This is a genomic window from Pseudoalteromonas sp. PB2-1 (assembly GCF_045040605.1).
GTDB classification, from domain to species: domain Bacteria; phylum Pseudomonadota; class Gammaproteobacteria; order Enterobacterales; family Alteromonadaceae; genus Pseudoalteromonas; species Pseudoalteromonas arabiensis.
In genome coordinates this window covers 1,000,575-1,014,740 of the sequence record NZ_CP090667.1, presented here as the reverse complement: position 1 = coordinate 1,014,740, position 14,166 = coordinate 1,000,575, and the positions used below count along the sequence as shown (strand labels likewise).

Sequence of the window (14,166 nt, the reverse complement as noted above, 5' to 3'; positions counted from 1 at the left end):
AATGAATTTCACGCCTACAGCGGCGCTTATATAATTGTGTAGGCGTTATGCTTGCATGGCGCGTTTATTAAAGCATAACCATTAAGATAACCTATACCAAATAAAAAAAGCCGCGGTGATGGGCGTACCGCGGCTTTGCCTAACTTGAATTATTACACCAAGTTATTTCCAACTTCTCATCTTATGACCTTTTAAGGCATAGAATAAGATAAATACATAGCTTGGGATCATCACAATGTACGCGCCTTGTGCACCAAGGCCTGCCACGTTCCCAAGGCCAATTAATAAAGGACCTAATGCACCACCAGCAATACCCATGATCAATAACCCTGAGGCTGTGCCAGTTAAACGGCCCAAGCCTGCAAGCGCTAAAGGCCAAATTGCTGGCCACACCATAGCATTAGCAAAACCGAGTAAAGCAATACATAACAGAGGATCTGGAAGCTCTGGGCCACCAAATGGCACTAATAAAAAGTTTGAGATAATGAATGAGTCGTTGCTACCCATAACCACTAACAAGACTGTGATAATACCGGCAATACCCGACATTAATAACGCAGTTTGCTGACTCATAAAGCGTGGAATAGTTAAGATACCAATTGCATAACCAATTAACATACACGCCATGGTGTATGAGGTCATCACTGAATAGTCAGCTACACCAATTTGCAACGCGTACGAGCCAATAGTATCTGCGGCAATCACTTCAACAGCAACGTATAGCGCAATACCAACAACACCTAAAACTAAGTGAGGGTGTGCAAGAGTTTCTTTAATTTCGCCTTTGCCATTTGATGATTGATCTTCATCAAACACTAAATCAGGTAATGGGGCAAATTTAGCAAATGCCGCAAAAAGCATGATTAAACCAGCAATCAGTACATAAGGCATGATAAGGCTATTTGCCATGATGTCTTTTTGTTCTTGCGATAGTTTGCCCGCACCATCCACTACACCACTTACAACCACAGCAGCAAAAATAACAGGCACGATAACACCTGCAAACTTATTTAATAAGCCCATAATACAAACACGCACTGCGGCTGACTTTTCAGAGCCCATTTTAACCACATACGGGTTAACAGCAGTTTGTAAAACAGTTTGCCCAACACCAATCATTAACTGAGCAAACAAAAAGATTTCGATCATTTGCAGTTTAGCGGCCGGAATATACATTAACGCCGACAAAGCCATAATAGCGCAACCAATCGCCATACCGTTTTTATAGCCGACTCGTTTTATAAGCATTGCAGATGGAATACCGGCAACGGTTACAGCAATATAAAATGAGGAGATAATAAACGAAGCTTGTAACGGCGATAGCTCAAGCATTTGTTGTAAAAATGGTGTAATTGCGCCATTAAGCCAGGTTATACACCCTAGAATAAAAAACATCGAGCCGGCCAATACCATTGGCAGCCAGATGCTTTGTTTTGTGTTGTTGTCACACTCAACCGTTGCTTCCATAATTGTTCTCTTGGTTAATTATTTTTATTTGGCGGGTCATAATAGCAGCTTTCTGCCGTTTAATTTCCATACCAATCACAAAAATTTAATCATACACTAACAAAAATGACAGCGCTATCATTTTGCAGTGTGTACAACATGAAAAAAGCCGCAATCAGCAGGCTAATTGCGGCTTTAAAAATCGACAGTGCTTTGATTTAATTAGTTAGTTTTAAAGCACGACCTGCCCTTTCATTATTGATACTCTTTGCTCTTACTTTGACAGCTTGCAAAGGTTTATTATGGCTATCGTAACGATGCCAATTTCCTAACTTATCTTGATACTCGACAGCAATATTTGGATAGGGAACAAACGCATCAATGCCACTGTCCGTCTTTTTTAGCTGCCACTGTGGGAATACGATAAAAGCGCCCTACTTGCTCAAGCTTGGCAAGCTCTTTAAACCCGACAAGGGCTGCAAAGTGTTGCCAGTCTTGCTCTTTTTGTTGCTGCATGGCTAGAGTGAACTGTTGAGTTTTATGGCTATAAATAGCGCCTTCGTTTTTATAATCAAGTTCCCACTCAGCTTTGTGCCATGCTCGCTCGGCAAGCGCAAACAAGCGAGGGTACATCATGTATTCAGCTTGTTGATCGCTTCGTAATAGTTCAGACCATAAATGTCCTTGAATACCGTATGCATCCGCCGTTCTTGCTGATTGGCTATCATCGGCGACGTAGGTTTGATGCTTCACAGAGCGCCAAATTTGCGCGTGTGCGGGTAAGTTATCCGGCATAAAAGAGAAGACTTTTTTACTGTCAATGGCACGACTTGCCCAATGATTTCCTCTTTCTTGTGGGTGTGACTGATAAGGAAAATCAAAATAGGTAACATCAGGGCTGGTCACAACGACTTTCCAACCATTGTTTATGTGGTTATGCGCGACTTTGTGACCTTCGTCACTTAATGTTGCCCACGCGTAGGAATACACATTACTGGGCATATTATTTACATTCACATCACTTAAACCATCGCTCCACCCCGCCACATTTAAGCCTTTATCGGCAACGAGCTTAGCTATTCTTTCAATAAAGTAACCATTGAACGAGTGTATCTTGGTTTCTTGCTGTAATGCGATACAACTTGGTGATTGTAACCAAGCTCCAGCTGTTTCATCGGCACCAATATGGTATGTGTTTAAAGGCACACCCGCTTCTTTATGAAGTGTAATAACCTCGTCTAAGATTTTATCGATAAAGTCATAGGTTGTATCAAGGCATACATTCAGCGTGTTGTCTTTGTAATGTTGGATAGAGCTATATGCAGTAGTGTCTTCAGGCTCGGTAAGTCGATATTGCTTTGCAAGGGCTGCTTTATTTAATGCCATAAAATGATTAAAACGTGCCTCCATTGCAACAACTGCTGCTCGAGAGTGCCCTGGCATATCAAATGAGGGGATCACCTCAACAAAATGTTTTTTAGCATGCTGTAAAATTTCAATATAGTCAGCGCGACTAAAATAGCCATTTATGCCAGAGTTAGCATTTATGCCTGCACCAAGCTGAGGTAGCAGGCAAGTTTGCTCTGTTAAATCAAAACACCTATTTGCTCCTACAGAAGTTAGTTCAGGAAGACCCGCAATCTGCAAACGCCAGCCTTCGTCATCAGCTAAGTGTAAATGAAGCTTATTTAATTTATACGCAGCCATTTGCTCTATCGTATTTAAAATAAATGCCTTTGATCTAAAATTACGGGCCACATCGATATGCATGCCTCTGTATTCATACCTAGCGCCGTCTGTAACTTTCAGCTCGGGTAAGGTTAAATCATCTAAGCTTATTAAGGCAGCAAGACTTTGTAAGGCATAAAAAGCACCCCTTGTATTGTTTGCATTTATAGTTATAGCGTTATTACGTAAGGTAAGTTCATACGCATCAGGTAACTGAGACGTTAATTGCTGCGATACATTAATCACAATCCCCTCTTTCGATTGTGGTACTCCTAACTTGGCTAATCGCTCTAATGCCGGTATGAGAGCAATATAATGCGACTTTTTAGCTACGACATTTATGCCTTTGCTTAAATCAATACGCGAGCTTGAAAGCTGTTCAAGCTTTATAGGTGAAGGGATTAACCCTAACGGAGCTGTTTTAAATGTCGGTTTTGTGTAGCTATCATAAAGATAATTTGCGCCCATCCAAGGCGTTTCATCGTCATCGCTCACTTGTAGTTGTGCGTCAGTAGTGAAAGGTTGCAAGTACGGCTGTAGCTCAAGTTGTGTTTCATTATCGACAGATGTTTTAGTACTGGCAATAACCTTACTATCAAGCCCTGGTGCAGCGAGTATAAAGTTAGGTAAAAATTCTGAACGAGTAATTTGCGACTCTTGGCTATAAAACTGTACTGCAAAAGCGGTATTTGCCGGCATATCTTTAAATGCTTGTTTTGCCGAAATACGATGAATATCACCATTGATATGTTCAATATCAAACCACTTCGAATCGACCTTATAAACAGGCATTAATTGGCTAAAGTAAATGTGCCACTGTTGTGGGTCAATATCAGTGCTAGAGGTAAATGTAAGCGCTGATAAATAACATTGCTTTTCATGTGGCGCTGGGCAGTTTACGGGGTTTGCATCTACCAACTGATAGTTTACTTGTAGACTCTCCGCTAAACGATTTAACTCTGTTTGAGTCGCACTTTGGGCTGAATGCGTCAGCAATAGCAACCCTGTTATAACCAATAAAATAACCTTGTTCATGATGCTTGTTCCAATAAATTCGTTTCAGATGCAGCAAGTTGAAATAACTCATAACCACCGAGTAATGGCGCATTGTCACCAAGCTCACTAATAGTAATTTGCAGCGACTGCATAATAATGGGCTGCACCAGTAAGGCGAGTTCCGATTTAAGCGCTGGCATAAATAGCGCGTGGGATTGAGCAACAGACCCACCCAACACAACTTTATCTGGGTTAAAGGCAAGTATTACCTGATTAATGGCATGCGCAAGATGCTGCCCTAGCTGCGTAAATAAACGCAATGATTGAGTGTCGCCGTTAAGTGCGTTGTTATAAGCTGCGCGACCTGTGGTTTGTTGATTTTTAAAAAACTGCCCAGATGTGTAGTCTTCGATAATGCCATCTAAATAGGGAAAACTACCAAACTCGCCTGCCGCAGAATGCTTACCTGTGTATAGTTGCTCATTTAAAATAAGCCCTGCCCCCAGCCCTGTGCCAATGCAGACACCAACAAGATTATCGTCTGGGTTTACCTGAGAATATTTATACTCCCCCATCGCAAAGCAATTTGCATCGTTATGGATCAGAACTGGTAAGTTAAAACGATTCTCTAATAATGTTTTTAAAGGAACATCATACCAATGGGGGATATTGATCGTTTCAATAACCACACCTGTCGGCTGTAACACCATACTTGGCACGCCAACAACGATGCCTTTGCAATGTTTATCTATCACGTGATCAATTATGCGATACAAAAATTGATTCATCTGCTGCTTCGTTAAATGGCTATCAACGTCAAAGTAATGTTTTTCCTTGATCCCTTGCTCATCAACTTGAGCAACTAGTGCTTTAGTTCCACCTAAATCTACGCATAAAATGGTGTCTGACATCTCAGCCTCTACTCTAAATTTATTTAAATCGACGTTTGCGTGTTACGCTTAAAAATATTAATGGTGTGATTATTAACAAGTGGCTTGGCCCATATTCCCACACTGAATAAGTAAACCAGTGGAATAAGTACAACCAATAGAGCCAACTGCAAGCTATTAGTCAGGTCGCTAATCAAACCGATGGTTGGCGATGCAAGCGCTCCACCGATAATCCCTGTACATAAAACACCTGATACAGCTCCATGCCCATATGACACTGAGTTCAGGGCAAGAGAAAATATTACGGACCACATAATAGATAAGAAAAATCCAACCGCAGGAAAAGCCATCACTGCAACCTCTTTACTACCGAATATTGCAGCAATAAAGCAGGCACTGGCAGCAACACTAAAACCTTGTAATACACGTTTAGCGTTGAACAGTTTCAATAATACAATCCCCAATAAACAGCCTAATGTGAGTGCTAACCAAAAATGGCTGACGACTTGTGCGCCTTGAGTTTGTGGTTCGATTTGATGATATCTTTCTAGAAAAACTGAAATTGAATTCGCAACGCCTTGTTCAATAGCCACATAGGCAGCAATAGCAAAAAAGAACTTAATCACAGTGCGGTCTTTTAAAAGCGCTAAGCTGTCTTTGAGATGTAACGTTTCGCTGTTGTCGTCGGCCTTTTTCGCCATAGGTACAAGTGATACAGCAACCAACATCACGGCACATACCAAAGCAAAGATTAAATACATACTGAGCCAACTCATATTCTCTGGCACCCACTGTAGTAACCAACTCTTCTCACCTCTGTTGGCAGAGCCCGCTATGTGGCTATACACTAATGGAGAAATGCTCGCAGCGAGGCCAAACATTAATTGAGCGGCAACCGATAACACCGCAAAGTTATGTGCACCACCACTGGCTCTGAGTAATGGGTTAATAGCAACTTGCAGCATCGCCATTGCACAACCAATCAAAAATAGCGCGAGCATAGCAACAAAAAAGGTCGGCATAGTTACAAAAATAACACTGCCAATCAGCGCTAATAAAAACGCTAGCTGCATGATCTTCTTTTCACCAAATTGCTGCACCAATAAGCCCGCGGGAATTGACATCACGCCGTATGCAATAAAAAAAGCAAATGCAAAGAAACCAGCTAGTGCCAAGCCTATGTCATAGCTTTCGATTAATGCCGGAAACAAAGGTGCCAACAAGTTAGTGATAAAAGAGATAGTAAAAAATGTAAAAAGTAACAAAGTTACTAATAAGTAATTAATTTTCATTGTTATATACCTAAATTAAGCAGAGTGGTGATTGCATTTGCTTGTGGGCGGACAAACAAAATGATCCAAGGGGTGGTAATCACCACTCTTAATTCTTAGTGTGCTTAAAAAATTAAAGCCATGTGACATTTATCAAGCGATTACTAATACTATTCAAAGTTGTTTTGCCGCATTGCCTTAAGCTGCATTATGTGCGGCTCGAAGTGCTTGCTACATAACGACTCTAAATAGGCATGAGCGGCTAAATCGATCTCTTGTTGAGCGCTTTCAGTGGGGGCATTTAACGCGCTATCTCTATAGTCCATGCCTGCCAGTAAGCTGTACCAACTCGGCCTTGAGTAAACGCTTTCTGGGTATTGATGATATAAATAAGCATCAAAATCATCGCCGTTTCGCCATGCCGCTAACAATGGCTCTAACCTAGTTGGTATCTCGGTAGCCTGTGTTACAGCACGCCAATAAGCGCTATCACGACGCTTTGATGTCGCATAATGTGCACAAATATAATCTTTAATCCCATTCACTAAATAATGAAGCTGTTGATTGGTGTGTAGTCTTAGTTTTTCAGTTTGTGTAGGACTTGTTTGTATTTTTGATATAGCCTCACTCAGCCACAAAATGGATTGCTGGGTAACCATCAGTGATGTCGCCTCGAGAGGTTCGATAAAGCTCTGTGCTAAGCCTATTGCCATGACATTTTTTGCCATGCAGACGAGCGTGCCCCTACTTTCATGGACACATGTCTGAACTCAACGTCATTCACTGAAACATTAAGCGTTGCTGCAAGCTCTTGCTCTGCCTGCTGTTTTGAGAGAAAAGCCGAGCTACAAACATAGCCTGTGCCAATGCGTGAGGTTAAAGGAATTTGCCAAAGCCAACCTGCACTCAACGCAGTTGAATGTGTCGCAGCTGGTAGCGGCTGATTCATATTTTGTGGGCAGGCTACAGTTACAGCGCTGTCATTTAATAGCTGTTCTGTAAAAGGTTGAAACCTACAGCCGAGTGTTTCACCAATTAAGAGCGCGTTAAAACCACTTGCATCAATATAAAAATCAGCATTAACCGGTGCTGAGTGTTTTAGTTTTAGGTTGCTTATTTCATCTTGAGCATTTGTTGTTGCTGCAACAAATTCATCATCAATATGTGTAACATCACGCTCGATTGCATAGCACTTTAGAATATGAGCTAACTTTTTGGCATCAAAATGATAACCATAGTGCTGCTCACGCACCATCGGGCTCTTGGCTTTCGGGCTTAACGCGTTTTTTGCAAGATGTCCTGTTAAAAAATAACTATCGGGGCCACACCATTGCTCATGACCACGACGTCTTGCATTGGCATTTACAAAAAATACCTCCGCGGTGTTGATATCCATCTCACTATAAAAGGGATGAAAATAAGCACGCTGATCACCATTCCAATTTTTAAAGTAAATACCCGCTTTAAATGTCGCATCGCAATGAGGCATCCACTGCTGTTCTGCAATACCCAGCTGTTGCATAAACTGTTTTAGATGAGGTGTAGATCCTTCTCCTACGCCAATAGCACCGATTTTACTCGACTCAATCAGGGTAATATCCAGATCAGTGTGGAATTTACTTAGGTAAGCAGCACACATCCAACCGGCTGTACCACCCCCTAAAATTGCTAACTTTTTAATTTCTTTCATAGGGTGTTTAGGCCGTATTACACGGCCTAACTCCATTAAAATTTATAGCTAACACTTAGATAGTAACGAGAACCAAATTCAATGGTATTTTGTGTAAGACCATAATTGGTGTCGTATGATTGGATAACCTCGTTGGTCAGGTTTACGCCTTCAAGGCTGACATCAAGGTTTTCCATCGCATGCCAAATGATTGAAGCATCAATTTGCTGATAATCATCGTTTTTCACAGCTTGGGCCGCACCAACACCAATCCACTCGCTGCGCCAGTTGTACGCAAGTCGAGTGCTGATGTAAGCATTTTCATAAAACAATGATGCATTGAAGCTATTTTCCGACACCCCTGGCACCATTTCTTTGGTGTTATCAGGGGTATTGGTTTCGCTATCAACGTAAGTGTAATTGGTTATAAAGCCAACCCCATTATCGAAGCTATGTTGAAGCTGTAGCTCTAAACCTGTTACTTCACCGTCACCATTACTACGCGGTCTGGTCACACGGCATTGATCATAAAGATCTGGGCTCGCACCACAGCCATCAACGGTTTCAACCGCTTCTGTTGAGAAGACAACATTCTCAATCTGTTTAGTAAATAACGCTGCTGAAAACATTGATGCGTCTGTGAAGTAATACTCTATGCCTAAATCAGCTTGATCAGCCTCATAAGGTTTTAAATCTGGATTACCCCCTGTTGCATTACCAAAGTTTTCATTAATAGCTAAACCAGGTTTTAAATCACTGTAGTTGGTACGCGCCATTACCTGCGATGCTGCCGCACGAATAATAATGTTGTCTGTTAAATCATAGGCAAAGTTAATGCTTGGTAAGAAGTTATCGTAATCGATGGTTTCTTCAAACTGCTGACCTGTTGCAAAACCTTGTGATGTTTGTTCTGTTTCAACATAGCGCACCCCCATATTACCGCGATAGTTTTCACCGCTGAAATCGGCTTTTACGTACACAGCAATCATATCTTCATCAACCGAGAAGGTATTACCTAGATTTGCAACTTCAGTGAGCGCACCGGCTTTATATTTATCTGAAATAAACCCCCACCATTTGTCGGTATCAAGATAGGCATATGAATCAAGTGTGTGGCCTGAAGATTGTGAGTGTAGGCCTGTAAAAACACCGCCACTCCAGTTTGCAAAATTACTGTCTGGCACAAAACCAATTATTTCATCGGGATTACGATTAAACGCGACCCGAGAAAACTCACTGCGATTAAATTTAATACCGGTTTCAAGCGCAGTAAAAAATTGGCCGTCTAGGATAAATTCAAGATCTAATTGCGCATAGCTCACTTCATGCTCTTGAACTGTGGTTTCATAGTTAGCTTCTTGTGCATGCTTAAGCTGCGAAGCATCTGTCGCATCAAGTGATGTTAACCATACTTGGTAGGGTCCTGTTGCATCATAGGTAAACCCCCATCGGTACTATTTTGTCCATCAGGAAATGCCGGATCGCCAATTTTATCGCCTTCATCTGTTGCAGGGATCCACCAAGAAGATGCACCAAACTGAGTACCACCATCGGATGTCGACTGACCAATAACCCCTGATAAAGTAAAGCTATCGCCTACATATTTACCCGATAGGTTTAATACATCAGCCTTCATGTTAACGGCATTACGCACCACAGGGTTGTATATAATAGATGCATACCCAGGCTCGATTGTTGCCTGCTCTGTTCCCCCTAATGAATTATTAACAACATTAGATGAGCCCATACCACGCGCACTGACTGTTAAAAAGTTATGGTTTACATGCGGGTTATCGAATTCAAAACGAAAATAATCAACGACAAACTCTGTATTATCGATTGGTGTAAACTGTGCCGTGAGTTGCGCACTTGTTCTCTCACGCTCTGCTTTAAATGCTTGCGAGCCAATACTCCATGCACCTACCGTTGATTGTTGATTTGTACTTTGATCTTCTGCGAAGTACTCGTAATAGCCACCTATGGACTCTAATACATGACGACCAGATGTTAACTGTTCATATGAATAGGCTGCTAGCACACCAAATTTTTCGTTATCGTCTTTCCAACTGAATAGCACAGAACCGCCAGGATCCGTTTCATCGTACAGCGAGCTTCTTGCCAGCTCAGCCGACACCATGAGCGTATTTGTATCAAGGTCTAAAGGCTTACGCGTTGTTAAGTTAACCGTGCCGCCTAGAGCACCTTCTTCAATATTTGCTTCCGGCGTTTTGAACACTTCAACAGCAGATACTTGCTCAGCCGATAATAGCTCCATATTGAAAGTACGTGTGGCAGGGCCTAAGTCATACCAAGATGTACTTGCCACTGTTTGTCCATTTAATAACACACGTGACTGCTCAGGTGCTGTACCACGGATTGTCACGCCACTTACTTCGCCATATTGACGGTCAACAGTTACCCCTGAAATACGTTGCAGTGCATCACCAATATTTTTATCTGGAAACTTACCAATATCTTCTGCGGTGATAGCATCGACAACACCGTCAGCAAATCGTTTGGTATTCATGGATGCTTCTAATGAGCGGCGAATGCCTCTTACTTCGATGGTTTCGATGTCGTCTGTAGCATCAACTTCCTGAGCATAACTTGTTGTTGGTGCGCTAAATAATGTTGAAGTACAGATTGCCAATATGCTCAGTCGAAATGGCGCTTTGGTGTGTTTAATCTTCATTCCTAGTCCCTATTTATTGTTATAAAAGCGGCACTAGGTTATCCCGTTAACCTCACGTTAAGAGGTACAATTCTTACCTGTTCTAGTATTTTTCTATCAATTAATGCCTATTTATGACGAAAATTTAAACCATGATAATAAATGAGAATAAGCTTGGAGTAGGTTAATACCAAAAGGTAATAGAATAGTATCACTATCAATCTTAACATTTGCTCAAATAAGAAAATTAAAAATAATAATAGGCTGATTCAATGCGTGCAATGTGCGAAAAAGTGATCCCCAATACAAACTCATCGTGGCGATACTGTAAATATCAGCTTGATTACATTCCATTTAATTGGCATTACCATCCGGAATTTGAAGTCTGTTTAACACTGAATAGCCAAGGTGTATGTCATATTGGTGATTATATTGCGCCTTATGACGAGTTAGATTTAGTTTTACTCGGCCCTGATTTACCCCACACATGGCAATCAACACCCAATCAGGATCAGAGCAACCAAGTTGTTCATGTTGCACAAATCCCCAAGCAATGGTTATTTCAACTGGTTGATAGCCACCCTGAGCTACACTCCCTAGAAGGATTACTCCTAGACTCTTATCAAGGATTAAAATTTTCAAAAGCATGCGCTCGACACGCTAAATCATACTTTGAAGAAATTGAACTCAGTGAGCCGTTTGAGCAATATTTAGGACTATTAAAATTACTAAGACTTATGAGCCAAGATAACAGTGCCTTGTCGTTATCAAGCTCTGGGTTTCGATATACCGACAGAACAGATCCTAGCAAAGATAAGTTTGATAAAGTAATTGAGTATATCTACCAATACTACACAGAGCCATTATACGCAGAGCAACTCGCTAAAATGGCACATATGAGTACAAATCATTTTCATCGTTTTTTTAAAAAACGAATGGAGCGAACGCTCACTGAGTTTATTAATCAGCTTAGAATTGGTAAGGCATGCAAGTTACTTATTAATACTAATCGTTCTATCACAGCAATTAGCGATCAGTGCGGATTTAAAAACGCATCAAACTTTAATCGACGGTTTTTAACATTAAAAGGCTCGACACCGAGCCAATTTAGAAAACGTTTGAAACAAAAATCGCTAATATAGTTATTTACCAATGGCCTCTTTGGCAAATAAGTGCTTAATTGGCCCAAGGTTGTCTACAAGGCTTAAACCAACGCCACGGACAAGTTTTTTCAGTGGGTTAGCCCCTGCAAATAGCTCTTTTAAGCCTTGCATCATAGCAATGTGTTTTTGCGCATCAAGCTTACGAGTACGTTCATAATCACGCAGCGTGCGTGCACTTGCAAACTCGCCTTGCTCATTACTTAAAAGGGTAATTAAATAAGCGGCGTCTTTTAGGCCAAGGTTCATACCTAAACCAGCTAATGGGTGAATGGTATGTGCTGCATCGCCCATTAATACCACGTTGCCCGACACCCACTGCTGGGCATAACGCATCTTAAGCGGAAACGCCATGCGCTCACTTCGCACTTCACATAAACCGCATTGGCCATCGAGGGCTGCCATAACCGCTTTATTAAAGTTGCTATCATCAAGCGCTAAAAGTGTGTCGCAATGCTCTGGGCTTGTTGACCAGACAATTGAGTGAGTGTGTTTATCTGGCAAGGGTAAGAACGCCAGCGGCCCTGTTGGCAAAAACACTTGGCGTGCCGTGTTGTTATGCTCATCAGCAGTTTTCACCGTGGCGACAATGGCGTGATGGTCATAATCTTTAAAGGTAATTGGCATGTTGAACTGCTTGCGAATAGCCGAGTTAGCACCATCAGCCGCCACTAATAATTTAGCAATCACAGGCTCGCCACTTTCAAGGGTAATAAACACATCAGAGTCAGTTTGATGAATTTGCTGATAACGGGTTTCGAACAGTAAAGTGGCATTACTTTGCTTTTCAAGTTCACTAATTAAAGCATAGCGAATAATGTCGTTTTCAACGATATGACCTAGCTGTGGTAAGTCGAGATCGTTATGATCAAAATGAATTTTACCAAAGCTGTCTTGATCACGTACATCCATCGACGTATACGGTGTAGCACGGTGTTTAATGATCTCTGGCCAAACATTTAAAGACTCGAGTAAGCCCTGACTAGCTAGGCTTAACGCGCTCACGCGAAGTGCGTAATCATCACCCGGTAAGGTTTGATTTTTACTCGCGTCAATCACCACCACGCTGATATCTGCTTTTGCTAAACCTAGTGCTAGCGTAAGGCCAACACAGCCACCACCGACAATACAAACTTGTGCTTGTTTCATATCCGTTTACCTTGCTTAACCTGACCCATAAGCTGTTTTGCCAGCGGGGTTTTTAACGAGGAGAATAAATCCATTGAGAAAAGGCCAATGCTGCGACCAAGCGCGAGCAATCGTGATGAGTTTGAGAACAAACGCACTAGGCTGTCTGTGAGTGTCATCACGGTAGTAATATCTTTACTGCGAGTTTGACTGTAATAACGGGTAAAGGCGTAATCACCAAGGTCGCTTCTATTAGCCATATCACACAATAATTGCACATCACGCAGGCCTAAATTAAAGCCCTGCCCGGCAATTGGGTGAATAGCGTGGCCTGCATTACCAATTAATACTGTGCGGTGGCTGCTCAGTGATTCTGCTTTACCGTACACAAGCGGGTAGCTTGCACGCATACCCACTTTGCTAAATGAACCGCCGCAGTAACCAAATGCTTTTTGTAACGCAGCTAAAAAGGCATCGTCTTCAAGCGCCATAGTGTGCTCAACTTGCTCAGGCTCCATACACCACACCAACGAGTATCGATTATTACTCATTGGCAACAGTGCCATTGGGCCGTGCTCGGTAAAACGCTCAAAGGCATGATGATGATGACCACCAGCTACTTCGATGTTGGCAATAATCGCCGCTTGCTGATACGCGCGGGTATTAAACTCAATATTAGCCAGTTTACGGCTTTGCGAATGAGCGCCATCGGCAATCACCACAAGCTTTGCGCTTAACTGCTCATCGGAGCTTAGCGTGACGTTGGCACAGTCGCTCTGGTATTCAAGTTTGGCGACTGTATCAGGGCAAAATAAACTGACGTCAGTACCTATGAGTTGCTGATGAAGACTACGCCCAAATGGATTCACTTCGACCACATAGCCAAGGGCATCATGGCCGTATTCTTGGCAATCAATATGTGTTTTACCAAAATGGCCACGATCAGATACGGTTACTTTTTCAATCGCTGCCGCAAATGGCGCTTGGCAATCAAAGGCATTGATTGATTTTAAGTACTGCACCGACTGCTGAGCCAGCGCAATGCTTCTATCATCAAAGCTTGGGTGATAGTCTGCGCTTACTTCATTTGCTTCAATTACAGCGATTGATAACTGCTTATTGCTCTGTTTTAGGCCCAGTGCACAACTTGCACCCGCCATTCCACCGCCGATAATGACAATATCAAACTGCTTTGCCACGCTTGCTC

General features: G+C 42.1%; 9 protein-coding genes and 2 pseudogenes. 1 reads left to right on the top strand and 10 read right to left on the bottom strand.

The window, feature by feature from the left end:
* Positions 1–162 precede the first annotated feature (162 nt).
* The 8 genes and pseudogenes from nagP to L0Z67_RS04730 form a co-directional block, all read right to left on the bottom strand.
* Entirely contained in the window at positions 163–1,467 is a 1,305-nt protein-coding gene (gene nagP / locus L0Z67_RS04765) for an N-acetylglucosamine MFS transporter NagP (protein WP_062570360.1), read from the bottom strand.
* A gap of 197 nt (positions 1,468–1,664) precedes the next feature.
* Positions 1,665–1,802, bottom strand: a complete 138-nt coding sequence (locus tag L0Z67_RS04760) for a hypothetical protein (protein WP_405128706.1) — start codon at positions 1,800–1,802, stop codon at positions 1,665–1,667.
* A gap of 22 nt (positions 1,803–1,824) precedes the next feature.
* The gene (locus tag L0Z67_RS04755) at positions 1,825–4,209 is read right to left on the bottom strand and encodes a family 20 glycosylhydrolase (RefSeq protein WP_405128497.1); all 2,385 of its coding nucleotides are present in this window, start codon (positions 4,207–4,209) and stop codon (positions 1,825–1,827) included.
* Positions 4,206–5,081 carry an ROK family protein gene (locus L0Z67_RS04750; RefSeq protein ID WP_130151106.1) on the bottom strand — a complete coding sequence of 292 codons (876 nt, stop codon included), beginning with the start codon at positions 5,079–5,081 and terminating at the stop codon, positions 4,206–4,208. The genes L0Z67_RS04755 and L0Z67_RS04750 overlap by 4 nt, the downstream gene beginning before the upstream one ends.
* Before the next feature lie 23 nt (positions 5,082–5,104).
* A complete protein-coding gene (locus tag L0Z67_RS04745) occupies positions 5,105–6,352 on the bottom strand; it encodes an MFS transporter (RefSeq protein ID WP_405128496.1) in 1,248 nt (415 codons plus the stop codon).
* Between the two features lie 149 nt (positions 6,353–6,501).
* Positions 6,502–7,970: pseudogene (locus L0Z67_RS04740) on the bottom strand (tryptophan halogenase family protein).
* Positions 7,971–8,056: 86 nt separating this feature from the next.
* A pseudogene (locus tag L0Z67_RS04735) lies at positions 8,057–9,379 on the bottom strand (TonB-dependent receptor); the annotation flags it as partial.
* A 23-nt stretch (positions 9,380–9,402) separates the two neighbouring features.
* The gene (locus tag L0Z67_RS04730; protein WP_405128495.1) at positions 9,403–10,692 is read right to left on the bottom strand and encodes a TonB-dependent receptor plug domain-containing protein; all 1,290 of its coding nucleotides are present in this window, start codon (positions 10,690–10,692) and stop codon (positions 9,403–9,405) included.
* 251 nt (positions 10,693–10,943) lie between these two features.
* Between L0Z67_RS04730 and L0Z67_RS04725 the strand changes: the two genes are divergently transcribed.
* A complete protein-coding gene (locus L0Z67_RS04725; RefSeq protein ID WP_405128494.1) occupies positions 10,944–11,813 on the top strand; it encodes an AraC family transcriptional regulator in 870 nt (289 codons plus the stop codon).
* On the opposite strand, the gene L0Z67_RS04720 is transcribed toward L0Z67_RS04725, so the two are convergent.
* Positions 11,814–12,980 carry an FAD-dependent monooxygenase gene (locus tag L0Z67_RS04720; protein ID WP_193988464.1) on the bottom strand — a complete coding sequence of 389 codons (1,167 nt, stop codon included), beginning with the start codon at positions 12,978–12,980 and terminating at the stop codon, positions 11,814–11,816.
* Entirely contained in the window at positions 12,977–14,158 is a 1,182-nt protein-coding gene (gene ubiH / locus L0Z67_RS04715; RefSeq protein WP_237114924.1) for a 2-octaprenyl-6-methoxyphenyl hydroxylase, read from the bottom strand. The genes L0Z67_RS04720 and ubiH overlap by 4 nt, the downstream gene beginning before the upstream one ends.
* Positions 14,159–14,166 lie beyond the last annotated feature (8 nt).

Bases quoted from the DNA above. Each gene is read 5' to 3' on its own strand.
- nagP (WP_062570360.1), bottom strand. From the start codon at position 1,467: ATGGAAGCAACGGTTGAGTGTGACAACAACACAAAACAAAGCATCTGG.
- L0Z67_RS04755 (WP_405128497.1), bottom strand. From the start codon at position 4,209: ATGAACAAGGTTATTTTATTGGTTATAACAGGGTTGCTATTGCTGACG.
- L0Z67_RS04750 (WP_130151106.1), bottom strand. From the start codon at position 5,081: ATGTCAGACACCATTTTATGCGTAGATTTAGGTGGAACTAAAGCACTA.
- L0Z67_RS04745 (WP_405128496.1), bottom strand. From the start codon at position 6,352: ATGAAAATTAATTACTTATTAGTAACTTTGTTACTTTTTACATTTTTT.
- L0Z67_RS04730 (WP_405128495.1), bottom strand. From the start codon at position 10,692: ATGAAGATTAAACACACCAAAGCGCCATTTCGACTGAGCATATTGGCA.
- L0Z67_RS04725 (WP_405128494.1), top strand. From the start codon at position 10,944: ATGCGTGCAATGTGCGAAAAAGTGATCCCCAATACAAACTCATCGTGG.
- L0Z67_RS04720 (WP_193988464.1), bottom strand. From the start codon at position 12,980: ATGAAACAAGCACAAGTTTGTATTGTCGGTGGTGGCTGTGTTGGCCTT.